The organism is Vibrio kyushuensis (assembly GCF_050337325.1).
GTDB lineage: Bacteria > Pseudomonadota > Gammaproteobacteria > Enterobacterales > Vibrionaceae > Vibrio > Vibrio kyushuensis.
The window spans coordinates 115299-135136 of record NZ_JAKJSV010000007.1 but is presented as its reverse complement, the minus strand read 5'-3'; the positions used below and the strand labels follow the sequence as shown (position 1 = coordinate 135136).

The 19838-nt window shown below is 45.0% G+C and carries 33 protein-coding genes; 31 read left to right on the top strand and 2 right to left on the bottom strand.

Translation table 11 applies throughout. The features are described from left to right. Positions 1 to 29: 29 nt before the first annotated feature. From rnr to rplQ, 30 genes are all read left to right on the top strand, one after another. Entirely contained in the window at positions 30 to 2492 is a 2463-nt protein-coding gene (gene rnr, locus L4D20_RS16395) for a ribonuclease R (RefSeq protein ID WP_428802664.1), read from the top strand. 15 nt (positions 2493 to 2507) lie between these two features. Continuing rightward, a complete protein-coding gene (rlmB, locus tag L4D20_RS16390) occupies positions 2508 to 3245 on the top strand; it encodes a 23S rRNA (guanosine(2251)-2'-O)-methyltransferase RlmB (protein WP_428802663.1) in 738 nt (245 codons plus the stop codon). 447 nt (positions 3246 to 3692) lie between these two features. Continuing rightward, positions 3693 to 4004 (top strand): 30S ribosomal protein S10, encoded by a 312-nt coding sequence (rpsJ, locus tag L4D20_RS16385; RefSeq protein WP_102406620.1) that lies wholly within the window; start codon positions 3693 to 3695, stop codon positions 4002 to 4004. A 14-nt stretch (positions 4005 to 4018) separates the two neighbouring features. After that, positions 4019 to 4648, top strand: a complete 630-nt coding sequence (gene rplC, locus L4D20_RS16380; RefSeq protein WP_017036083.1) for a 50S ribosomal protein L3 — start codon at positions 4019 to 4021, stop codon at positions 4646 to 4648. A 16-nt stretch (positions 4649 to 4664) separates the two neighbouring features. Next, positions 4665 to 5267 (top strand): 50S ribosomal protein L4, encoded by a 603-nt coding sequence (gene rplD / locus L4D20_RS16375; protein ID WP_017036082.1) that lies wholly within the window; start codon positions 4665 to 4667, stop codon positions 5265 to 5267. Then, positions 5264 to 5566, top strand: coding sequence for a 50S ribosomal protein L23 (gene rplW, locus L4D20_RS16370; RefSeq protein WP_017036081.1), 303 nt, complete (start codon positions 5264 to 5266; stop codon positions 5564 to 5566). The genes rplD and rplW overlap by 4 nt, the downstream gene beginning before the upstream one ends. A 15-nt stretch (positions 5567 to 5581) precedes the next feature. After that, positions 5582 to 6406 (top strand): 50S ribosomal protein L2, encoded by an 825-nt coding sequence (gene rplB / locus L4D20_RS16365; protein WP_428802662.1) that lies wholly within the window; start codon positions 5582 to 5584, stop codon positions 6404 to 6406. A 19-nt stretch (positions 6407 to 6425) separates the two neighbouring features. After that, positions 6426 to 6704, top strand: coding sequence for a 30S ribosomal protein S19 (rpsS, locus tag L4D20_RS16360; RefSeq protein WP_005435078.1), 279 nt, complete (start codon positions 6426 to 6428; stop codon positions 6702 to 6704). Between the two features lie 9 nt (positions 6705 to 6713). Further along, positions 6714 to 7046 carry a 50S ribosomal protein L22 gene (gene rplV, locus L4D20_RS16355; RefSeq protein WP_290324412.1) on the top strand — a complete coding sequence of 111 codons (333 nt, stop codon included), beginning with the start codon at positions 6714 to 6716 and terminating at the stop codon, positions 7044 to 7046. Positions 7047 to 7062: 16 nt separating this feature from the next. After that, positions 7063 to 7761 (top strand): 30S ribosomal protein S3, encoded by a 699-nt coding sequence (rpsC, locus tag L4D20_RS16350; protein ID WP_428802661.1) that lies wholly within the window; start codon positions 7063 to 7065, stop codon positions 7759 to 7761. An 11-nt stretch (positions 7762 to 7772) separates the two neighbouring features. Next, positions 7773 to 8183, top strand: a complete 411-nt coding sequence (rplP, locus tag L4D20_RS16345) for a 50S ribosomal protein L16 (protein WP_248008229.1) — start codon at positions 7773 to 7775, stop codon at positions 8181 to 8183. Further along, the gene (rpmC, locus tag L4D20_RS16340; RefSeq protein ID WP_017036076.1) at positions 8183 to 8374 is read left to right on the top strand and encodes a 50S ribosomal protein L29; all 192 of its coding nucleotides are present in this window, start codon (positions 8183 to 8185) and stop codon (positions 8372 to 8374) included. The genes rplP and rpmC overlap by 1 nt, the downstream gene beginning before the upstream one ends. Next, entirely contained in the window at positions 8374 to 8628 is a 255-nt protein-coding gene (gene rpsQ / locus L4D20_RS16335) for a 30S ribosomal protein S17 (protein ID WP_428802660.1), read from the top strand. Before rpmC ends, rpsQ begins: the two co-directional genes overlap by 1 nt. A gap of 160 nt (positions 8629 to 8788) precedes the next feature. Beyond that, positions 8789 to 9160 carry a 50S ribosomal protein L14 gene (rplN, locus tag L4D20_RS16330; protein WP_248008227.1) on the top strand — a complete coding sequence of 124 codons (372 nt, stop codon included), beginning with the start codon at positions 8789 to 8791 and terminating at the stop codon, positions 9158 to 9160. Positions 9161 to 9171: 11 nt separating this feature from the next. Then, complete coding sequence (gene rplX, locus L4D20_RS16325) at positions 9172 to 9489, top strand: 50S ribosomal protein L24 (RefSeq protein WP_428802659.1); 318 nt, start codon at positions 9172 to 9174, stop codon at positions 9487 to 9489. Positions 9490 to 9514: 25 nt separating this feature from the next. Next, the gene (rplE, locus tag L4D20_RS16320; protein WP_428802658.1) at positions 9515 to 10054 is read left to right on the top strand and encodes a 50S ribosomal protein L5; all 540 of its coding nucleotides are present in this window, start codon (positions 9515 to 9517) and stop codon (positions 10052 to 10054) included. Positions 10055 to 10071: 17 nt separating this feature from the next. Beyond that, positions 10072 to 10377 (top strand): 30S ribosomal protein S14, encoded by a 306-nt coding sequence (gene rpsN / locus L4D20_RS16315; protein ID WP_428802657.1) that lies wholly within the window; start codon positions 10072 to 10074, stop codon positions 10375 to 10377. Positions 10378 to 10406: 29 nt separating this feature from the next. Beyond that, positions 10407 to 10799 (top strand): 30S ribosomal protein S8, encoded by a 393-nt coding sequence (gene rpsH, locus L4D20_RS16310; RefSeq protein WP_428802656.1) that lies wholly within the window; start codon positions 10407 to 10409, stop codon positions 10797 to 10799. A 10-nt stretch (positions 10800 to 10809) separates the two neighbouring features. Then, complete coding sequence (gene rplF / locus L4D20_RS16305; protein ID WP_428802655.1) at positions 10810 to 11343, top strand: 50S ribosomal protein L6; 534 nt, start codon at positions 10810 to 10812, stop codon at positions 11341 to 11343. A gap of 9 nt (positions 11344 to 11352) precedes the next feature. Further along, entirely contained in the window at positions 11353 to 11706 is a 354-nt protein-coding gene (rplR, locus tag L4D20_RS16300; protein WP_428802654.1) for a 50S ribosomal protein L18, read from the top strand. 14 nt (positions 11707 to 11720) lie between these two features. Then, positions 11721 to 12221: a 30S ribosomal protein S5 gene (gene rpsE, locus L4D20_RS16295; RefSeq protein ID WP_017036067.1), complete on the top strand. Its 501-nt coding sequence runs from the start codon at positions 11721 to 11723 to the stop codon at positions 12219 to 12221. Between the two features lie 6 nt (positions 12222 to 12227). Next, the gene (rpmD, locus tag L4D20_RS16290; RefSeq protein ID WP_017036066.1) at positions 12228 to 12404 is read left to right on the top strand and encodes a 50S ribosomal protein L30; all 177 of its coding nucleotides are present in this window, start codon (positions 12228 to 12230) and stop codon (positions 12402 to 12404) included. 5 nt (positions 12405 to 12409) lie between these two features. Then, positions 12410 to 12844 carry a 50S ribosomal protein L15 gene (gene rplO, locus L4D20_RS16285; protein WP_428802653.1) on the top strand — a complete coding sequence of 145 codons (435 nt, stop codon included), beginning with the start codon at positions 12410 to 12412 and terminating at the stop codon, positions 12842 to 12844. Positions 12845 to 12864: 20 nt separating this feature from the next. After that, on the top strand, positions 12865 to 14199 hold the full coding sequence (gene secY, locus L4D20_RS16280; protein ID WP_017036064.1) for a preprotein translocase subunit SecY: 1335 nt from the start codon (positions 12865 to 12867) through the stop codon (positions 14197 to 14199). Between the two features lie 40 nt (positions 14200 to 14239). Then, the gene (gene rpmJ / locus L4D20_RS16275; RefSeq protein WP_082768678.1) at positions 14240 to 14353 is read left to right on the top strand and encodes a 50S ribosomal protein L36; all 114 of its coding nucleotides are present in this window, start codon (positions 14240 to 14242) and stop codon (positions 14351 to 14353) included. Between the two features lie 146 nt (positions 14354 to 14499). After that, positions 14500 to 14856, top strand: coding sequence for a 30S ribosomal protein S13 (gene rpsM, locus L4D20_RS16270; protein WP_428802652.1), 357 nt, complete (start codon positions 14500 to 14502; stop codon positions 14854 to 14856). Positions 14857 to 14875: 19 nt separating this feature from the next. Next, positions 14876 to 15265 carry a 30S ribosomal protein S11 gene (rpsK, locus tag L4D20_RS16265; protein ID WP_005597095.1) on the top strand — a complete coding sequence of 130 codons (390 nt, stop codon included), beginning with the start codon at positions 14876 to 14878 and terminating at the stop codon, positions 15263 to 15265. A gap of 31 nt (positions 15266 to 15296) precedes the next feature. After that, positions 15297 to 15917, top strand: a complete 621-nt coding sequence (gene rpsD, locus L4D20_RS16260; protein WP_428802651.1) for a 30S ribosomal protein S4 — start codon at positions 15297 to 15299, stop codon at positions 15915 to 15917. 24 nt (positions 15918 to 15941) lie between these two features. Next, entirely contained in the window at positions 15942 to 16934 is a 993-nt protein-coding gene (locus L4D20_RS16255; protein WP_017036062.1) for a DNA-directed RNA polymerase subunit alpha, read from the top strand. A gap of 26 nt (positions 16935 to 16960) precedes the next feature. After that, positions 16961 to 17341 (top strand): 50S ribosomal protein L17, encoded by a 381-nt coding sequence (gene rplQ / locus L4D20_RS16250; RefSeq protein WP_428802650.1) that lies wholly within the window; start codon positions 16961 to 16963, stop codon positions 17339 to 17341. A 172-nt stretch (positions 17342 to 17513) separates the two neighbouring features. Here rplQ and bamJ read toward each other — a convergent pair whose 3' ends face one another. Then, on the bottom strand, positions 17514 to 18134 hold the full coding sequence (gene bamJ, locus L4D20_RS16245) for a BamJ family beta-barrel-assembly machinery protein (RefSeq protein ID WP_428802649.1): 621 nt from the start codon (positions 18132 to 18134) through the stop codon (positions 17514 to 17516). 235 nt (positions 18135 to 18369) lie between these two features. On the opposite strand from bamJ, the gene L4D20_RS16240 reads away from it, so the two are divergent. Further along, positions 18370 to 18930, top strand: coding sequence for a LysM-like peptidoglycan-binding domain-containing protein (locus L4D20_RS16240; RefSeq protein WP_428802648.1), 561 nt, complete (start codon positions 18370 to 18372; stop codon positions 18928 to 18930). 58 nt (positions 18931 to 18988) lie between these two features. On the opposite strand, the gene L4D20_RS16235 is transcribed toward L4D20_RS16240, so the two are convergent. Further along, on the bottom strand, positions 18989 to 19828 hold the full coding sequence (locus L4D20_RS16235) for a DMT family transporter (protein WP_428802883.1): 840 nt from the start codon (positions 19826 to 19828) through the stop codon (positions 18989 to 18991). Between the last annotated feature and the right edge of the window lie 10 nt (positions 19829 to 19838).

Genomic DNA, 19838 nt, shown 5'->3' with positions numbered 1-19838 from the left:
AATCCCTCCTTGCTTCAGTAGGCGAGTATATGTCAGAAAAAATCAATAACGATCCGTTTGCCGATCGTGAATCAAAGAACTATGAAAACCCAGTGCCAAGTCGAGAGTTTATTATTGAGTTCTTAAGAGAGGCCAACGTGCCTATGAACCGTAACGACTTGTTTGAAGCGCTAAAGTTGCAAGGGGAAGAGCAATACGAAGGGCTTCGCCGCCGTCTTCGTGCCATGGAGCGAGATGGTCAGCTTATCTTTACTCGCCGTCAATGTTACGCGTTACCTGAAAAACTAGAACTTGTTAAAGGTTTAGTGATTGGTCATAAAGATGGCTTTGGTTGGGTGAGACCAGAAGGCAGCATCGGTAAAGACAATGATGTACTGCTACCACATCACCAGATGCGTCATATTATCCACGGCGATCTCGTTTTAGTTCAGCCAGCAGGCACAGACAAACGTGGCCGAAAAGAGGGGCGTTTGGTTCGAGTATTAGAAGAGCGTAAAACACCACTCGTTGGCCGCTTCTTTCTAGAGTACGGCCACTCGTTTGTCGTAACTGATGACTCGCGTATTACTCAAGATATTCTTATCCCGAACGATCACAAAGGTGGCGCTCGAATGGGTAACGTCGTGGTGATTGAACTGACAGACCGTGGCACACGTAGCCGTGGCATGATGGGTAAAGTAACGGAAGTACTTGGCGAAAGTATGGCACCTGGTATGGAAACGCAAATAGCGATTCGTACTCATCAAATTCCAAATGTATGGCCTGATGCTGTTGATAAACAGATTGCTAACTTAGGCGAGCACGTGCCTGAAGAAGCAAAGCAAGATCGTGTCGATCTTCGTGATTTGCCATTAGTCACCATCGATGGTGAAGATGCTCGCGATTTTGATGATGCTGTTTACTGTGAAGCGAAGAAAGGTGGTGGTTGGCGTCTTTGGGTAGCGATTGCTGATGTAAGTTATTACGTTCGCACGGATACTGCTCTAGACAAAGAAGCCATTAACCGCGGTAACTCGGTTTACTTCCCATCTCAAGTTGTCCCTATGCTACCGGAAGTGCTATCGAACGGTTTGTGTTCGTTGAATCCACAAGTGGATCGTTTGTGTATGGTTTGTGAAATGACCATCTCAGCAAGCGGTAAGCTGTCGGGTTACAAGCATTATGAAGCGGTGATGAACTCTCATGCTCGTCTTACTTATAATAAAGTAGGTTCGATTCTTGATGGCGATGAAGAGCTCCGCCAGCGTTATGAGAAAGCAGTTCCTCACTTAGAAGAGCTTCATAAGATGTATAAAATTCTTAAGCAAACGCGTGATAAGCGTGGTGCGATTGAATTTGAAACGGTTGAAACCAAATTTGTTTTCAATGCGGATCGTAAGATTGACCGTATTGAACCTGTGATTCGTAACGACGCACATAAGATCATCGAAGAGTGTATGATTTTAGCCAATATCGCTTCCGCCTCTCTGGTTGAGAAAGCGAAAGAAGCGGCGTTATACCGTATTCACGAAACTCCAGGAGAAGAGCGCCTTACTGGATTTAAGAGCTTCCTTAGCGAGCTAGGCTTAACCTTAAATGGTGGGTTACAACCATCGCCAACCGACTACGCAGAATTAATGCATCAAATCGGTGAGCGTGAAGATAAAGAGCTGATTCAAACCATGTTGCTGCGTTCGATGAAGCAGGCCGTTTACAATGCGGATAACTGTGGTCACTTTGGTCTAGCGCTCAAGCGTTATGCGCACTTTACCTCGCCGATACGTCGTTACCCAGATCTACTGCTGCACCGTGCAATCAAATACCTGATCGCAAAAGGCGAAGGGCGTAATACCGATCGCTGGACACCAACGGGTGGTTACCACTACTCATTTGATGACATGGACTTTTACGGCGAGCAATGTTCAATGACAGAGCGTCGTGCTGATGATGCCACTCGTGAAGTGAATGATTGGCTTAAATGTGAATACATGCAGGATCATGTTGGCGAAGAGATGGATGGTGTGATTGCTAATGTCACTGGCTTCGGTTTCTTTGTTCGCTTAACAGAGCTTCATATTGATGGTCTAGTACATATCTCTTCACTCGCGAATGACTATTACCAATTTGATGCAATGGGGCAACGCCTTGTTGGTGAAAGTGGCGGTATGATTTATCGCTTAGGCGATTCAGTAAAAGTGACAGTTAAAGCCGTTAACTTAGACAGCCGCCAAATTGACTTTGAGCTGGTTGGTACTGAACGTAAAGTACGTGGTAAAGGCAAAACAACCAAAAAGCGTGCAGCCGAAGCTCAAGAGAAAGCGAAGAATAAACGTCGCAGCTCTAGTAAAGGTAGAAAGCCGGGCGCTAAAGCTCAAGCGATGGTCGAACCAACCAAACGCCCTGATGGTAGTAATGAAGATACTTCGAACAAGGGCGAAAAGAAAAAGAGTAAGGCTAAAGGCCGTAAGAAAAAACCTCGCGTAGGCACAGATAAACCCCGCGCTAAAAAGTAAGTACTGGATTATATAATGAGTAACGAATTTATTTATGGCATTCATGCTGTCAAAGCGGTGCTAGAGAAAGACCCTGCAAGATTAATTGAAGCGTATGTATTAAAAGGACGCCAAGATGATCGTATGTTGCCACTACTGAATGAGCTGAACGTTTGTGGCGTTTCTATTCAGCAGATGGGTCGTAAAGCATTAGATGACAAAGCTCAAGGTGCGAATCACCAAGGGCTGATTGCGAAAGTTAAAGCAGCTAAGCAACTCAATGAACAAGATCTTGATGCGATTTTAGCGCAACATGAACAACCGCTACTATTGGTTCTTGATGGTGTGACTGATCCACACAACCTTGGCGCGTGTTTACGAAATGCAGATGCAGCTGGCGCGGCAGCGGTGATTGTCCCTAAGGACAGATCTGCTCCGTTAAGTGCAACAGTAAGTAAAGTTGCTTGTGGCGCTGCTGAAACGGTTCCACTAGTACGAGTAACTAATCTAGCGCGTACAATGCGAGCACTGCAAGAGCAGGGCATTTGGTTTGTTGGCACCGCGGGCGAAGCAACTCATGATATTTATCAAGCTAAGCTGGCTGGCCCACTTGCCATTGTTATGGGAGCGGAAGGGGATGGCATGCGTCGTCTAACCCGTGAAACTTGTGATGATCTGATCAAAATCCCAATGGCCGGTAGCGTATCAAGTCTGAACGTATCGGTCGCTTCGGGCATTTGCTTGTTTGAAGCGGTTCGTCAGCGCTTAGCTTAATTTGTAAAGATAAGATGAAAAGAGGCCACGTAACCCTCTTTTCATCTTCTTACCATCCTCGTTTATCCTCTACGCCTCTTTGTTGTTGCCCCCTTTCGATTAATATTCAAACACCCCTTGCAAGTGAAACTGTGATCTGTATAATGCACCGCACTGGTTAAGCCAGTTGTGAACCAATGAGCGTCGAGGAGCTAACTTTTCGTTAGATTAGTTAGGTAATGTAGACTCAGCTTATGTTCGCAGTTAATACAATTAACTATCTATTTTTAAAGAATAACTGTACCAAAGGTGACTTTGTCTACGGGGCTAGTTAATCGAAAATTAACTGACAATGCGTCCTAATCTTGGATGCTACGGTTTCACATAAATCAATCGGCATTCTCTCGTCTTAACGAGCTTGAGTGGCGATATTGTTTGTGTAATATTTAATTATTGGAGCTCTGTCTCATGCAGAACCAACGTATCCGAATCCGCCTTAAAGCATTTGATTACAAGTTAATCGATGCTTCTACTGCGGAAATCGTAGAAACAGCAAAGCGTACCGGCGCACAGGTTCGTGGTCCTATTCCACTACCTACTCGTAAAGAGCGTTTCACTGTTCTTGTCTCTCCACACGTCAACAAAGATGCACGTGACCAGTACGAAATTCGTACTCACAAGCGTTTGATCGACATCGTTGAGCCAACAGATAAAACTGTTGATGCTCTAATGCGTTTAGATCTTGCTGCAGGCGTTGATGTACAAATCAGCCTAGGTTAAGGGAGATTAGAATAATGATTGGTCTAGTCGGACGTAAAGTGGGTATGACCCGCGTATTTACCGAAGAAGGCGTTTCTATCCCAGTAACTGTTGTTGAAGTTGAAGCTAACCGTGTTTCTCAAGTACGTACTATTGAGAACGACGGCTACGCAGCAATCCAAGTAACAGCTGGAACTAAGAAAGCTAACCGCGTATCTAAGCCAGAAGCTGGTCACTTTGCGAAAGCAGGTGTTGAAGCTGGTCGTGGTCTTTGGGAATTCCGTTTAGAAAACGGAGAAGAGTTTGAAGTTGGCGCTGAGCTAAACGTAGAACTATTCAATGAAATTAAGAAAGTAGACGTTACTGGTACTTCTAAAGGTAAAGGCTTCCAAGGCGCTATCAAGCGTTGGAATTTCTCTACTCAAGATATGACTCACGGTAACTCTTTGTCTCACCGTGCACCGGGTTCAATTGGCCAATGTCAAACTCCAGGTCGCGTATTCAAAGGCAAAAAAATGGCAGGTCACATGGGTGCTGAGCGTGTAACGACTCAAAACCTAGAGATCGTACGTGTTGACGCTGAGCGCAATCTTCTCCTTATTAAAGGTGCGGTTCCGGGCTCAACAGGTGGCAACGTGATCGTAAAACCAGCTATTAAAGCATAACGTCTAGGAGTAAGTAATGGAATTGATGGTTAAAGGTGCTGATGCACTAACTGTTTCCGAAACTACTTTCGGACGTGAGTTCAACGAAGCCCTTGTTCACCAAGTAGTTGTTGCATTTGCAGCAGGTGCTCGTCAAGGTACTCGTGCTCAAAAGACGCGTTCAGAAGTTTCTGGCGGTGGTGCTAAGCCATGGCGTCAAAAAGGTACTGGCCGTGCGCGTGCTGGTACAATTCGTAGCCCAATCTGGCGTACAGGTGGTGTTACTTTTGCTGCGAAACCACAAGATCACAGCCAAAAAGTAAACAAAAAAATGTACCGCGGTGCTATGAAAAGCATTCTTTCTGAGCTTGTTCGTCAAGAGCGTTTAATCGTTGTTGATAACTTCTCAGTAGAAGCACCAAAGACAAAAGAACTAGTAGCTAAACTTAATGAACTTGAGTTAAGTGATGTTCTTATTGTGACTGCCGAAGTAGATGAGAATCTATTCTTAGCTGCTCGTAACCTATATAAAGTTGATGCGCGTGACGTAGCTGGTATTGATCCAGCAAGCCTAATCGCTTTCGACAAGGTTCTAATAACTGCTGAAGCAGTTAAGCAAGTTGAGGAGCTTCTAGCATGATCACTGAAGAGCGTCTACTAAAAGTTCTACGTGCTCCACATATCTCTGAAAAAGCAACTATGGCTGCTGAGAAAGCGAACACTATCGTTTTCAAAGTATCTATCGATGCAACTAAGAAAGAGATCAAAGCAGCTGTAGAGAAGCTATTTGAAGTTGAAGTTAAGTCTGTAAATACTCTTATTACTAAGGGTAAGACCAAACGTCAAGGACTACGCCAAGGTCGCCGCAGCGACGTTAAGAAAGCGTACGTAACCTTGAACGAAGGTCAAGATCTTGACTTCGTTGGCGGTGCTGAGTAACAGGAGTAGTTAAAAATGGCTATTGTTAAATGTAAGCCGACTTCCCCTGGTCGTCGTCACGTTGTTAAAGTTGTTAACGCTGACCTACACAAGGGTAAGCCATACGCACCACTTCTAGAGAAAAACTCTAAGAATGGTGGTCGTAATAACAACGGTCGTATTACAGTACGTCACATCGGTGGTGGTCATAAACACCATTACCGTGTAGTTGACTTCAAACGTACTAAAGACGGTATTCCAGCGAAAGTTGAGCGTCTAGAATACGATCCAAACCGTAGCGCTAACATCGCTCTAGTTCTGTACGCAGACGGTGAGCGTCGTTACATTATCGCACCTAAAGGTGTTAACGCAGGTGACCAGATTCAATCTGGTGCTGATGCGCCAATCAAAGCAGGTAACACTCTGCCGATGCGCAACATTCCAGTAGGTTCTACTGTACACTGTGTTGAACTTAAGCCTGGTAAAGGTGCACAGCTAGCTCGTTCGGCTGGTGCTTATGCTCAAATCGTCGCTCGCGACGGTGCATACGTAACTATCCGTCTACGTTCTGGCGAAATGCGCAAAGTACTTTCTGAAGGCCGTGCAACGGTCGGTGAAGTTGGTAACTCTGAGCATATGCTACGTGAATTAGGTAAAGCTGGTGCTAGTCGCTGGCGTGGTGTTCGTCCAACCGTTCGCGGTGTGGTAATGAACCCGGTTGATCACCCACACGGTGGTGGTGAAGGTCGCACATCTGGCGGTCGTCACCCAGTTTCACCATGGGGCCAACCTACCAAAGGCTTCAAGACTCGTAAAAACAAACGCACCGACAAGTACATTGTACGTCGTCGCACTAAATAATCTATAAAGAGGAATCGCCATGCCACGTTCTCTCAAGAAAGGTCCTTTTATTGACCTACACTTGCTGAAGAAGGTAGAGAAAGCGGTGGAAAGCGGAGACAAAAAGCCTATTAAGACTTGGTCCCGTCGCTCAATGATCATCCCAACAATGATTGGTTTGACCATCGCTGTCCATAATGGTCGTCAGCACGTACCAGTATTTGTTACCGAAGAAATGATCGGTCACAAACTGGGCGAATTCGCACCAACACGTACTTATCGCGGCCACGCTGCAGATAAGAAAGCTAAGAAGCGTTAGGAGTAGATGATGGAAGCACTAGCTAAACATAACTTTGCTCGCATTTCGCCTCAGAAAGCTCGCTTAGTTGCAGACCAAATTCGCGGTAAATCTGTTGATCAGGCTCTAGAAATCTTAACGTTCAGCAACAAAAAAGCTGCTGAACTAATTAAGAAAGTTCTTGAATCAGCAATCGCTAACGCGGAACACAACGAAGGTGCAGATATCGACGATCTAAATGTCGCTAAAATCTTCGTAGACGAAGGCCCTATCATGAAGCGTATTATGCCTCGTGCTAAAGGTCGTGCGGATCGTATCTTGAAGCGTTCAAGCCACATCAGTATTGTTGTAGCTGATCGCTAGACTAGGAGAGTAAGCAATGGGTCAGAAAGTACATCCTAATGGCATTCGTCTTGGCATTGTAAAGCCTTGGAATGCTACATGGTTTGCTAATACCAAAGATTTCGCTGACAACCTAGACGGCGACTTCAAGGTACGTCAGTTCTTAACTAAAGAACTGAAAAAAGCATCTCTATCACGTATCGTTATCGAGCGTCCTGCTAAGAGTATTCGTGTGACTATTCACACTGCTCGTCCAGGCGTAGTAATCGGTAAGAAAGGTGAAGACGTAGAAAAACTACGCGCAGCTGTAGCTAAAATCGCAGGTGTACCAGCGCAAATTAACATCGCTGAAGTACGTAAGCCTGAGCTTGATGCTCAACTTGTGGGTGATAGCATCGCGTCTCAACTAGAGCGTCGCGTAATGTTCCGTCGTGCTATGAAGCGCGCGGTACAGAATGCTATGCGTCTAGGCGCTAAAGGCATCAAAGTGCAAGTAAGCGGTCGTCTTGGCGGCGCTGAAATCGCACGTGCTGAGTGGTACCGTGAAGGCCGTGTGCCTCTACACACTCTACGTGCAGACATTGATTATGCAACTTCTTCGGCTCACACCCAATACGGTGTGATCGGCATTAAAACTTGGATCTTCAAAGGTGAGATTCTAGGTGGTATGCCAGCAGCTAACGCTGTTGAGCCAAAAGGCGACAAGCCTAAGAAGCAGCGTAAAGGCCGTAAGTAAGGAGTCGACAGATGCTACAACCTAAACGTACTAAGTTCCGCAAGGTTATGACTGGTCGCAACCGTGGTCTAGCTAAAGGCACAGATGTAAGCTTCGGCACATTTGGTCTTAAAGCTGTTGGCCGTGGTCGTCTGACTGCTCGTCAAATTGAAGCGGCACGTCGTGCAATGACGCGTCACGTTAAGCGTCAAGGTAAAATCTGGATCCGTGTGTTCCCAGACAAGCCTATCACTGAAAAACCACTTGAAGTTCGTCAGGGTAAAGGTAAAGGTTCAGTTGCGTACTGGGTTGCCCAAATCCAACCTGGAAAGGTTATGTACGAAATGGACGGTGTACCTGAAGAATTGGCTCGTGAAGCGTTCCGTCTTGCGGCTCGCAAACTGCCGTTCAAAACTACATTTGTAACTAAGCAGGTGATGTGATGAAAGCACAAGATCTACGCGAGAAAAACGTTGAAGAGCTTAATGCTGAGCTATTAGAATTGCTACGTGAACAGTTTAACTTGCGCATGCAAGCTGCAACTGGTCAACTACAGCAAACTCATACTCTTAAAGCTGTACGCCGTGACATCGCACGTGTGAAAACTGTTTTGACTGAAAAGGCAGGCGCATAATGAGCGAACAGAAACGTACCCAGCAAGGTCGTGTTATTAGTGACAAGATGGACAAGTCTATCGTTGTTGCTATCGAACGCACAGTGAAACACCCGATTTACGGTAAGTACACTAAGCGCACGACTAAAGTACACGCACACGACGAGAACAACACTTGTGGCCTAGGCGACAAAGTTGAGATCGCTGAGTGTCGTCCTCTGTCTAAGACTAAGTCTTGGACATTGGTATCAATCCTAGAAAAAGCGAAAGGTTAATTTCAATTTTTCTTTGATTATCAAGCGGCTCCAGACTATTTTTGGGGCCGCTTGTTTTTTGTCTATCCAATCGAAAGAAAGGGTGGTACAATTCGCGTCCCTCATATAGGGGGAGCCCGACCCGAGAGGGTCTAGTATTAATATTTAGCGGAGCACTAACATGATCCAAATGCAAAGTACACTCGAGGCTGCGGATAACTCCGGCGCTCGTAGAGTAATGTGTATTAAGGTCCTGGGTGGTTCACATCGCCGTTATGCACATATCGGAGACGTCATTAAAGTTACTGTTAAGGAAGCAATTCCTCGCGGTAAAGTTAAGAAAGGTGACGTTCTGAAAGCGGTGGTCGTGCGCACTCGTAAAGGCGTTCGTCGTCCAGACGGTTCTGTCATTCGCTTCGACCGAAATGCTTGCGTACTGTTGAATGACACTACTGAGCAACCAGTCGGCACACGTATCTTTGGTCCTGTGACTCGTGAACTTCGTAATGCGAAATTCATGAAAATTGTGTCACTTGCACCAGAAGTTCTGTAAGGAGCGGCAACATGGCAGCTAAAATCCGTCGTAATGACGAAGTAATCGTTCTTGCTGGTAAAGATAAAGGCAAGAAAGGTAAAGTAACTAAGGTTCTGGTTACTGGTAAACTAATCGTTGAAGGTATCAACCTTGTTAAAAAACACCAAAAGCCTGTACCGGCTCTAGGTCAACAAGGTGGCATCGTTGAACAAGAAGCAGCTATTGATGCTTCTAACGTTGCAGTCTTTAACACGGCTACTGGTAAAGCAGACCGTATCGGTTTCCGCATTGAAGATGGTAAGAAAGTTCGTTTCTTTAAGTCTAACGGCGAAATCGTTTCTAACTAATTAGAATGTAATTTGGAGTTCTACTATGGCGAAACTGCATGATTACTACAAGTCGTCTGTAGTCGCTGAGCTTACCAAAGAGTTCAGCTACTCAAGCGTCATGCAAGTCCCTAGGATTGATAAAATCACCCTAAACATGGGCGTTGGTGAAGCAATCAACGATAAGAAACTGCTTGAAAACGCAGCTGCTGATATGGCAACGATCTCTGGTCAAAAGCCACTTATCACTAAAGCGCGTAAATCTGTTGCAGGTTTCAAAATTCGTGAAGGCTACCCAATTGGTTGTAAAGTAACCTTACGTGGCGAGCGTATGTGGGAGTTTCTTGAGCGTTTAATCTCAATTGCTCTTCCGCGTGTACGTGACTTCCGTGGTGTTAGCGCTAAGTCTTTTGACGGACGCGGTAACTACAGCATGGGCGTTCGCGAGCAAATCATCTTCCCGGAAATCGACTACGATAAAGTAGATCGAGTACGTGGTCTTGATATTACTATCACGACAACTGCTAAATCCGATGAGGAAGGGCGCGCTCTGCTGACTGCATTTAACTTCCCATTCCGTAAGTAAGGTGAAGGGTTACTGTTATGGCTAAACAATCAATGAAAGCACGTGAAGCTAAACGTGCAAAACTTGTTGCTCAGTTCGCTACTAAGCGTTCTGCGTTAAAAGTTATCATTAGCGATGTAAACGCATCAGAAGAAGATCGTTGGAATGCAGTTCTTAAATTGCAATCTCTTCCACGTGATTCAAGTGCATCTCGTCAGCGCAACCGTTGCAACCAAACTGGTCGTCCACACGGTTTCCTGCGTAAGTTCGGTCTAAGCCGTATTAAGGTTCGTGAAGCTTGCATGAAAGGCGAGATTCCGGGTCTTCGTAAGGCTAGCTGGTAATTGCCACTTAATCATTTGGAGTAAATCTTATGAGCATGCAAGATCCGATCTCGGATATGCTGACCCGAGTACGTAACGGTCAGGCAGCAAATAAAGTTGCTGTTACAATGCCTTCTTCAAAGCTTAAAGTTGCAATTGCTGCACTACTGAAAGCTGAAGGTTACGTTGCTGATTTCGCTGTAAACAGCGAAGCAAAACCAGAGCTAGAAGTTACTCTTAAGTACTTCCAAGCTAAACCAGTAATTGAGCAAATCCAACGTGTTTCACGTCCTGGCCTGCGCGTCTACAAGAATAAAGACTCGCTTCCGTCAGTGATGGGTGGCCTTGGTGTTGCTGTAGTTTCCACTTCCAAAGGTCTTATGACCGATCGCGCTGCACGTAAAGCCGGTCTTGGTGGTGAAATCATCTGTTACGTCGCTTAAGGAGTAGACTATGTCTCGTGTTGCTAAAGCACCTGTCGCTATTCCAGCTGGCGTAGAGGTGAAACTAAATGGCCAAGAAATCACTGTAAAAGGTGGTAAGGGTGAGCTGACTCGCGTTCTAAACAACGCTGTAGTTATCGCACAGGAAGAAAACAACCTAACTTTCGGTCCACGCGAAGGTGTTTCTAAAGCTTGGGCACAAGCAGGTACTGCTCGTGCACTAGTTAACAACATGGTTGTTGGTGTTACTGTAGGCTTCACTAAGAAGCTAACTCTTAAAGGTGTAGGTTACCGTGCTGCTATGAAAGGCAACTCTGTAGGCCTAACCCTTGGCTTCTCCCATCCGGTAGAGCATGCTCTTCCAGAAGGTATTAAGGCTGAATGTCCTAGTCAAACTGAGATCGTTATTACTGGTTGCGACAAGCAACTAGTAGGTCAAGTTGCGGCTGATATTCGTTCTTATCGTGAACCTGAGCCTTATAAAGGCAAGGGTGTTCGTTACGCCGATGAAATCGTGCGTACTAAAGAAGCTAAGAAGAAGTAAGGTAACACTATGGATAAGAAAGCATCTCGCATCCGTCGTGCTACACGCGCACGTCGTAAGATTGCAGAACTGGGTGCAACTCGCCTAGTAATACACCGTACTCCTCGTCACGTGTATGCTCAGGTTATCGCATCTAATGGATCTGAAGTTATTGCTGCAGCATCTACAGTAGAAAAAGCGGTCCGTGAGCAAATTACGAATACTGGTAACATCGATGCAGCTAAAGCAGTAGGTAAAATTATTGCTGAGCGCGCTCTTGAAAAAGGCGTAGCTTCAGTTGCATTTGATCGTTCTGGTTTCCAATACCACGGTCGAGTAGCGGCGCTAGCAGATTCTGCTCGCGAAGCTGGTCTGAAATTCTAAGGTAGGGTTGGAAGATGGCTAAAGAACAACAACAAGCTAGTGATTTGCAAGAAAAGCTAATCGCAGTTAACCGTGTTTCTAAGACGGTTAAAGGTGGTCGAATCATGAGCTTCACTGCACTAACAGTAGTTGGTGACGGTAATGGTCGCATTGGTTTCGGTTACGGCAAAGCACGTGAAGTACCAGCTGCGATTCAAAAAGCAATGGAAAAAGCGCGTCGTAACATGGTTACTATCGCACTTAACGAAGGCACTCTTCACCACGCGGTGAAAGGTCGTCACTCGGGCTCTAAAGTTTACATGCAACCTGCAGCAGAAGGTACTGGTGTTATCGCCGGTGGTGCTATGCGTGCAGTGCTTGAAGTTGCTGGTGTACATAACGTACTTGCGAAAGCGTACGGTTCTACAAACCCAATCAACGTTGTTCGCGCAACTGTTGCTGGTCTAGTAGATGTTAAGTCGCCAGAAATGGTTGCTGCTAAGCGTGGTCTAACTGTTGAAAGTATTTCGGAGTAGAACACAATGGCAACTATTAAAGTAACTCAAACTAAAAGCTCAATTGGTCGCCTACCTAAGCACAAAGCGTGCTTAAAGGGTTTAGGCCTTCGTCGCATCAACCATACAGTAGAACTTGAAGATACTCCGTGTACACGCGGTATGATCAACAAGGTTTACTACATGGTTAAGATTGAGGAGTAATCAGAATGCGTTTGAATACTCTATCACCGGCTGCTGGCTCTAAACCTTCTAAGAAGCGTGTAGGTCGTGGTATCGGTTCTGGCACTGGTAAAACAGGTGGCCGTGGTCACAAAGGTCAAAAGTCACGTTCTGGCGGCTCTGTTCGTCCAGGTTTTGAAGGCGGTCAAATGCCTTTGAAACAACGTCTACCAAAATTCGGTTTCACTTCTCGTAAGAGCCTAGTGTCTGCTGAAGTTCGTCTAGGTGAACTAGCGAAAGTAACTGGTGACGTTGTTGATCTTAACAGCCTTAAAGCTGCTAACATCATCACTAAGAACATCGAATTTGCAAAAATCGTTCTTTCTGGTGAAATTGGTAAAGCGGTAACTGTTAAAGGTCTACGCGTGACTAAAGGCGCTAAAGCTGCAATCGAAGCTGCAGGCGGTAAAATCGAGGAATAATCTCGAGGAACGAGGTACAGATGGCTAAGAAACCAGGACAAGATTTTCGTAGTGCTCAGAGCGGCTTAAGTGAACTAAAGTCGCGCTTATTATTCGTAATTGGTGCACTTTTAGTATTCCGAGCCGGCTCTTTTGTGCCGATTCCTGGTATTGACGCAGCTGTACTTGCCGATTTGTTCGATCAGCAAAAAGGTACCATCGTAGAGATGTTTAACATGTTCTCCGGTGGTGCTCTTGAGCGTGCATCTATATTAGCGTTGGGCATCATGCCGTATATTTCGGCATCTATTGTTGTCCAATTGCTAACTGTAGTTCATCCAGCGTTAGCCGAACTCAAGAAAGAGGGTGAAGCAGGCCGTCGTAAGATAAGCCAATATACGCGTTATGGCACGCTTGTACTTGCAACATTCCAAGGCATAGGTATTGCAACTGGCCTTCCAAACATGGTCGATAATCTGGTTGTTATCAACCAAACCATGTTTACGCTAATTGCTACCGTAAGTTTAGTAACCGGCACCATGTTTTTGATGTGGTTAGGTGAACAAATTACAGAGCGTGGAATTGGTAATGGTATTTCGATACTAATATTTGCAGGTATTGTTGCTGGGTTGCCTTCGGCAATCGGACAAACAATTGAGCAAGCGCGTCAAGGTGAATTGCACGTACTTCTTCTATTGTTAATTGCAGTATTATCTTTTGCTGTTATTTACTTCGTAGTTTTCATGGAGCGTGGTCAACGTCGTATCGTCGTTAACTATGCAAAGCGTCAACAAGGTCGTAAAGTTTTTGCAGCGCAAAGTTCTCACTTGCCACTTAAGATTAATATGGCAGGTGTAATACCAGCGATTTTTGCATCAAGCATCATTTTGTTCCCAGGAACATTAGCACAATGGTTTGGTCAAAATGGCGAGAGCAGCGCATTCGGTTGGTTAACTGATGTGTCTTTGGCTCTTAGTCCAGGTCAGCCTTTGTACGTAATGCTTTATGCAGCAGCGATAATTTTCTTCTGTTTCTTTTACACGGCATTGGTTTTCAATCCCCGTGAAACAGCAGATAATTTGAAGAAGTCTGGTGCATTCGTACCCGGTATCCGCCCAGGTGAGCAGACAGCAAAATATATTGATAAAGTAATGACGCGTTTAACCCTCGCGGGTGCGTTATACATTACCTTTATTTGTCTGATTCCTGAGTTCATGATGGTCGCGTGGAACGTACGTTTCTACTTCGGCGGCACATCACTACTAATCGTAGTGGTAGTTATCATGGACTTTATGGCACAGGTACAGACTCATCTGATGTCACAACAGTATGATTCTGTGTTGAAAAAAGCAAATCTGAAGGGCTACGGTCGTTAAATCGACGGTAGACTGAAGATTTCATTTACGGAGTTTAGCAATGAAAGTTCGTGCTTCCGTTAAAAGAATCTGCCGTAACTGTAAAGTTATCAAGCGTAACGGTGTCGTTCGCGTGATTTGCAGTGAGCCAAAGCATAAACAACGCCAAGGCTAATTAGCAGAATTTTTTACTTGTAAAACTAGGTAGTGTCGAGTATATTCCTCGGCCTACCTTTTGCGTGCAAAAGAAGTAGTATGCCGCAGCGTATCCTCACGGGCTCTGCTGCGGATAATTCTTTATCAAAGTACTAGGAGTGAATAGTGGCCCGTATAGCTGGCATTAACATTCCTGATCAAAAACACGCTGTAATCGCTTTAACAGCAATTTACGGCATCGGTAAAACCCGCTCTCAAGCTATCCTAGCTGAGTCAGGTATTGCTGAAGATGTTAAGATCAGTGAACTAACTGAAGAACAGATCGATCAACTGCGTGATGGTGTAGCTAAATACACTGTAGAAGGTGATCTACGTCGTGAAGTATCGATGAACATCAAGCGTCTTATGGACCTTGGCTGTTACCGCGGTCTTCGTCATCGTCGCAGTCTACCACTACGTGGACAGCGTACTAAAACCAACGCTCGCACCCGTAAGGGTCCGCGCAAGCCGATCAAGAAATAGTCGGATAAGGTAGAGTACAATGGCAAAACAACCAACTCGCGCGCGTAAGCGCGTACGCAAGCAAGTAGCTGATGGCGTAGCGCACATTCATGCTTCTTTTAATAATACAATCGTAACTATCACAGATCGCCAAGGCAATGCTCTTGCTTGGGCTACTGCTGGTGGTTCTGGTTTCCGCGGTTCTCGTAAATCTACTCCGTTCGCTGCACAAGTTGCTGCTGAACGTTGTGCTGAAATGGCTAAAGAATACGGTCTTAAGAACTTGGAAGTTATGGTTAAGGGTCCAGGTCCAGGTCGTGAATCTACTGTTCGCGCACTGAACGCTGCTGGTTACCGCATCACAAACATTGTTGATGCTACGCCAATCCCTCATAACGGTTGTCGTCCACCTAAGAAACGTCGCGTTTAAGTTTCGTTTTTAGGAATATTGGAGAAGAATCATGGCAAGATATTTGGGCCCTAAGCTTAAGCTTAGCCGTCGCGAAGGCACTGACTTATTTCTTAAGTCTGGTGTACGTGCGATCGATACCAAGTGTAAAATTGATAACGCACCAGGTGTACACGGCGCTCGTCGCGGTCGTCTATCTGAGTATGGCGTTCAGCTTCGTGAGAAGCAAAAAGTTCGTCGTATCTACGGCGTTCTAGAAAAACAATTCCGTAACTACTACAAAGAAGCTGCTCGCCTTAAAGGCAACACAGGTGCAAACCTACTTCAGCTTCTAGAAGGTCGTCTAGACAACGTAGTTTACCGTATGGGCTTTGGCGCTACTCGTGCTGAATCTCGTCAACTAGTTAGCCATAAAGCTATCCTAGTTAACGGAAACGTTGTAAACGTTCCTTCGTTCAAAGTTGCGGCTAACGACGTTGTTTCAATTCGCGAGAAAGCTAAAAAGCAAGCTCGTGTAACTGCTGCTCTAGAAGTAGCTGGACAACGTGAGAAACCAACTTGGATTGAAGTAGATGCTGGCCAAATGGAAGGTACATTCAAGCGTATGCCTGAGCGTTCTGACCTATCAGCTGACATCAACGAACAATTGATCGTCGAGCTTTACTCTAAGTAAGGTTTAAAATAAAGAGAGGACACAATGCAGGGTTCTGTAACAGAATTTCTTAAGCCACGTCTTGTTGACATCGAACAGATCAACACGACACACGCAAAAGTAACTCTTGAGCCGTTAGAGCGTGGTTTTGGCCACACTCTAGGTAATGCTCTTCGCCGCATTCTTCTATCTTCTATGCCAGGTTGTGCTGTAACAGAAGTTGAGATTGAAGGCGTATTACACGAATACAGTACCAAAGAAGGTGTACAAGAAGATATCCTTGAGATTCTTCTTAACCTGAAAGGTCTAGCTGTTCGCGTTGCTGAAGGCAAAGATGAAGTGTTTATAACACTGAATAAATCAGGCTCAGGCCCTGTGGTTGCAGGTGACATCACCCATGATGGTGATGTAGAGGTCGTAAATCCTGAACACGTTATTTGTCACCTAACGGATGACAACGCTGAGATCGCTATGCGTATCAAAGTTGAACGTGGTCGTGGTTATGTTCCAGCTTCCGCTCGCATTCATACCGAAGAAGATGAGCGTCCAATTGGTCGTTTACTCGTTGACGCTACATACAGCCCAGTAGACAAAATTGCCTACTCTGTTGAAGCGGCACGTGTTGAACAACGTACTGACTTGGACAAACTTGTTATCGATATGGAAACGAACGGTACTCTTGAACCTGAGGAAGCTATCCGTCGTGCAGCTACAATTTTAGCTGAACAACTGGATGCATTCGTAGATCTTCGTGATGTACGTGTTCCTGAGGAGAAGGAAGAGAAGCCAGAATTCGATCCTATCCTACTTCGTCCTGTAGACGATCTTGAACTAACAGTTCGCTCTGCTAACTGTTTGAAAGCAGAAGCGATTCACTACATCGGTGATCTTGTACAGCGTACTGAGGTTGAGCTACTTAAAACGCCTAACCTTGGTAAAAAATCTCTTACAGAGATTAAAGACGTACTTGCATCACGTGGTCTTTCTCTGGGCATGCGCCTAGAAAATTGGCCGCCAGCGTCTATCGCTGAAGATTAATCGATATTAGTTAGAAGGATTAGGTCATGCGCCATCGTAAGAGTGGTCGTCAACTCAACCGCAACAGCTCACATCGTAAAGCGATGTTTAGCAATATGGCATGCTCTCTAGTTAGTCATGAAGTTATCAAGACTACTTTGCCAAAAGCAAAAGAGCTTCGCCGCGTCGTTGAGCCTTTGATTACGCTAGCTAAAACGGATAGCGTTGCTAACCGTCGTTTAGCATTTGCACGTACTCGTGATAACGAAGTAGTTGCAAAACTGTTCAACGAACTAGGTCCACGTTTTGCTACCCGCCAAGGCGGTTACACTCGTATCCTAAAAGCTGGTTTCCGTACTGGTGATAAAGCTCCAATGGCTTACATTGAGCTTGTAGATCGCCCAGTAGCAGAAGAAGCAGCTGAGTAAAAGTTCGAATGAACTTAAAAAGCCGAGCGAAAGCTCGGCTTTTTTGTGCCTGTCATTTACTGTTATTGATAATCACATATTATTGCGGTAAATTTTGGGCACAAAAAAGGTTAGCTAATTAGCTAACCTTTTTAATATCTACTCTACCGTAAGCGGTAGTAGATGCTATAGATTAAAGAATCGCTAGAAGCTCAACTTCAAATACTAGTGCAGCAAATGGTGGGATTGCAGCGCCAGCGCCACGCTCACCGTATGCAAGATCTTGTGGGATGTATAGTTTCCACTTAGAACCTACAGGCATTAGTTGAAGAGCTTCAACCCAACCTTTGATTACGCCAGTTACTGGGAACTCAGCAGGTTCGCCACGAGATACAGAGCTGTCGAATACAGTACCGTCAGTTAGCTCACCGTGGTAGTGAACACGTACTTGCTTATCTGAAGTTGGTACTTCACCAGTACCTTCAGTAAGGATTTCGTATTGTAGACCAGACTCAAGAACCGTTACTTCTGAACGTAGAGCGTTGTCAGCTAGGAATACTTCACTGTCAGCAGATGCCGCTTTAGCAGCTTCAGCGCGTGCGCCTTCAGCGCGAGTGTGTAGTTCTTGAAGAGCGTTGTTGATTTCATCAATCTCAATAGCTGGCATGTCACCAGTTAGAGCTGTAGCAATACCAGCAGCGATAGCGTCAACGTTAAGACCTTCTAGACCACTACCTGCTAGTTGTTGACCCATTTGTAGACCAATACCGTAGCTTGCTTTTTGCTCAACAGTTTCGAATTTTACTTCAGACATGAATGTTACTCTTAGTTAAAGAAATTTAAGGCGTACAGGATACCAGTTAACCAATCAGGTTTAAACGGCTTAAAGAAATCGACACAGCCAAGCAATGACAATGTGAGCTTTATCTTACATCGATACAAAAATCGTAAGATTTTACTGCTCAATGACGTTGAATCTAGAATTAATATATACTCAAGCGCTGATGGTTTTTATACTATGAAGTATTGAGTTTAGGAGACGGATATTAATGAATCGTCGTAAGAAGAAGCCACAAAAGACTGATTACGTGGAACTGGCCAAGAGTCGATTAAATGCTATCGATTGGCAAGCACATATTCAAAGGGCAAAACTCCTTTGGCAAAAGCTCCCGCAGCTCCATCGACGTGCTTTGATGGTGTTGATCCCTGTGGTTGGTGTTTTATTGCTACTTCCTAATTCTAAAGAAGAGAAGCCGACGATAACCGCGCTTAACGAAAGGGTTGAGATCGCAATTAATACCCAAGGCCTGAGTGAACAGTCAAAACAGAAAGCCGCTTCGCCAACGTCGGATATTTGGAATGAGTATACGGTTAAAACTGGAGACACTCTTTCTAAGGTTTTTCGTACTAATGGTTTACCAATGACAGACCTAAACGCGTTAGTTCAAGTGGAAGGTACAGACAAGCCACTTAGCCATATAAAACAAGGTCAGCTGGTTCGGTTTAAACTCGCAGACGACGGAAAATTGGATATTTTACAGCTTGAAAAGAGCAAAAATTCAGTGATGTTTTTCCGTTTATCTGACGGTGGTTTTGGTCGCAGTAAATAGCATTTAGATTTAATTATGTGAGCAATTAAGCTCCTGACAGAGATAAAGCGAATACGAACTAACGTTTAATCAGTCTCTTAATTGGCATTAAGGGCAGTACAATTAGGCCAATGCCAACCAAGGTTAGTAAGTTTGGTGTTTCATCAAACCACCAGATGCCGAAAAGGGTGACAAAAACCAACCCCGAATATTCTGCAATAGCAATTTGATAAGCGTGAGTTTTTTTGTACGCCATTACTGCAAGTCCGTTGTAGGTCAATATAAGTAGTGCACTGACCGCAACCCACCCAAGCTCCATTAATTCAATGGGCTGCCAAAATATCCAAGCAAGAACCCCCGATGCTGGTAATGACAGTAGAGTTGTCCACATTAATGTGCTGATGACCGGTTGTTCTTTGGGAATCTTACGAACCAGAATATTAAACAACGCCAGAGTTAATGCTGTTCCTACGGCAAATATCGCGGCCCAATGAAACTCTGATGGACGCAAAACGATCAGTACCCCAACAAACCCAATAATGGTAGCGAAAACTTTCCCTCTATTTGGTCTCTCTTGTAGCAACCAGATCGATAAAGGCAGCATTAATAGAGGGGCCGCGTAGAACACGGCATTGGCAGTTGCTAAAGGTAAGTGAGTGATTGCTACCATCATGCAGCCACTGCCAACGATAACCAGCTTTGCACGAACTAGGGTTAGGTAGGGGTTGGTTAGACCTCTTTGGGGTTTTGTCAATTGAAGCCAGAAAGGAACCAATACGATCAGAGATATCAGTTGCCTAAGGAAAATATATTGAAACGGTGAAATCCCCCCTTCAAGCATTTTTACCGCAACGTCTGATAGTGAAGCTGTTAGGTTGCCTAATACGAGTAATAGGATACCCAGAGACGTTGCTGACAGCTTGAACACG

What these genes read in the sequence shown, in the direction of transcription:
- rnr (WP_428802664.1), top strand. Translation starts at nt 30, where the DNA reads ATGTCAGAAAAAATCAATAACGATCCGTTTGCCGATCGTGAATCAAAG.
- rplC (WP_017036083.1), top strand. Translation starts at nt 4,019, where the DNA reads ATGATTGGTCTAGTCGGACGTAAAGTGGGTATGACCCGCGTATTTACC.
- rpsK (WP_005597095.1), top strand. Translation starts at nt 14,876, where the DNA reads ATGGCAAAACAACCAACTCGCGCGCGTAAGCGCGTACGCAAGCAAGTA.
- rplQ (WP_428802650.1), top strand. Translation starts at nt 16,961, where the DNA reads ATGCGCCATCGTAAGAGTGGTCGTCAACTCAACCGCAACAGCTCACAT.
- rplN (WP_248008227.1), top strand. Translation starts at nt 8,789, where the DNA reads ATGATCCAAATGCAAAGTACACTCGAGGCTGCGGATAACTCCGGCGCT.
- rplF (WP_428802655.1), top strand. Translation starts at nt 10,810, where the DNA reads ATGTCTCGTGTTGCTAAAGCACCTGTCGCTATTCCAGCTGGCGTAGAG.
- L4D20_RS16240 (WP_428802648.1), top strand. Translation starts at nt 18,370, where the DNA reads ATGAATCGTCGTAAGAAGAAGCCACAAAAGACTGATTACGTGGAACTG.
- L4D20_RS16255 (WP_017036062.1), top strand. Translation starts at nt 15,942, where the DNA reads ATGCAGGGTTCTGTAACAGAATTTCTTAAGCCACGTCTTGTTGACATC.
- rpsS (WP_005435078.1), top strand. Translation starts at nt 6,426, where the DNA reads ATGCCACGTTCTCTCAAGAAAGGTCCTTTTATTGACCTACACTTGCTG.
- rpmD (WP_017036066.1), top strand. Translation starts at nt 12,228, where the DNA reads ATGGCAACTATTAAAGTAACTCAAACTAAAAGCTCAATTGGTCGCCTA.
- rplO (WP_428802653.1), top strand. Translation starts at nt 12,410, where the DNA reads ATGCGTTTGAATACTCTATCACCGGCTGCTGGCTCTAAACCTTCTAAG.
- rpsJ (WP_102406620.1), top strand. Translation starts at nt 3,693, where the DNA reads ATGCAGAACCAACGTATCCGAATCCGCCTTAAAGCATTTGATTACAAG.
- rplR (WP_428802654.1), top strand. Translation starts at nt 11,353, where the DNA reads ATGGATAAGAAAGCATCTCGCATCCGTCGTGCTACACGCGCACGTCGT.
- rplE (WP_428802658.1), top strand. Translation starts at nt 9,515, where the DNA reads ATGGCGAAACTGCATGATTACTACAAGTCGTCTGTAGTCGCTGAGCTT.
- rpsQ (WP_428802660.1), top strand. Translation starts at nt 8,374, where the DNA reads ATGAGCGAACAGAAACGTACCCAGCAAGGTCGTGTTATTAGTGACAAG.
- rpsH (WP_428802656.1), top strand. Translation starts at nt 10,407, where the DNA reads ATGAGCATGCAAGATCCGATCTCGGATATGCTGACCCGAGTACGTAAC.
- rplP (WP_248008229.1), top strand. Translation starts at nt 7,773, where the DNA reads ATGCTACAACCTAAACGTACTAAGTTCCGCAAGGTTATGACTGGTCGC.
- rlmB (WP_428802663.1), top strand. Translation starts at nt 2,508, where the DNA reads ATGAGTAACGAATTTATTTATGGCATTCATGCTGTCAAAGCGGTGCTA.
- rplX (WP_428802659.1), top strand. Translation starts at nt 9,172, where the DNA reads ATGGCAGCTAAAATCCGTCGTAATGACGAAGTAATCGTTCTTGCTGGT.
- rpmC (WP_017036076.1), top strand. Translation starts at nt 8,183, where the DNA reads ATGAAAGCACAAGATCTACGCGAGAAAAACGTTGAAGAGCTTAATGCT.
- rpsN (WP_428802657.1), top strand. Translation starts at nt 10,072, where the DNA reads ATGGCTAAACAATCAATGAAAGCACGTGAAGCTAAACGTGCAAAACTT.
- bamJ (WP_428802649.1), bottom strand. Translation starts at nt 18,134, where the DNA reads ATGTCTGAAGTAAAATTCGAAACTGTTGAGCAAAAAGCAAGCTACGGT.
- rplV (WP_290324412.1), top strand. Translation starts at nt 6,714, where the DNA reads ATGGAAGCACTAGCTAAACATAACTTTGCTCGCATTTCGCCTCAGAAA.
- secY (WP_017036064.1), top strand. Translation starts at nt 12,865, where the DNA reads ATGGCTAAGAAACCAGGACAAGATTTTCGTAGTGCTCAGAGCGGCTTA.
- rpmJ (WP_082768678.1), top strand. Translation starts at nt 14,240, where the DNA reads ATGAAAGTTCGTGCTTCCGTTAAAAGAATCTGCCGTAACTGTAAAGTT.
- rplD (WP_017036082.1), top strand. Translation starts at nt 4,665, where the DNA reads ATGGAATTGATGGTTAAAGGTGCTGATGCACTAACTGTTTCCGAAACT.
- rpsD (WP_428802651.1), top strand. Translation starts at nt 15,297, where the DNA reads ATGGCAAGATATTTGGGCCCTAAGCTTAAGCTTAGCCGTCGCGAAGGC.
- rpsE (WP_017036067.1), top strand. Translation starts at nt 11,721, where the DNA reads ATGGCTAAAGAACAACAACAAGCTAGTGATTTGCAAGAAAAGCTAATC.
- rpsC (WP_428802661.1), top strand. Translation starts at nt 7,063, where the DNA reads ATGGGTCAGAAAGTACATCCTAATGGCATTCGTCTTGGCATTGTAAAG.
- rplW (WP_017036081.1), top strand. Translation starts at nt 5,264, where the DNA reads ATGATCACTGAAGAGCGTCTACTAAAAGTTCTACGTGCTCCACATATC.
- rplB (WP_428802662.1), top strand. Translation starts at nt 5,582, where the DNA reads ATGGCTATTGTTAAATGTAAGCCGACTTCCCCTGGTCGTCGTCACGTT.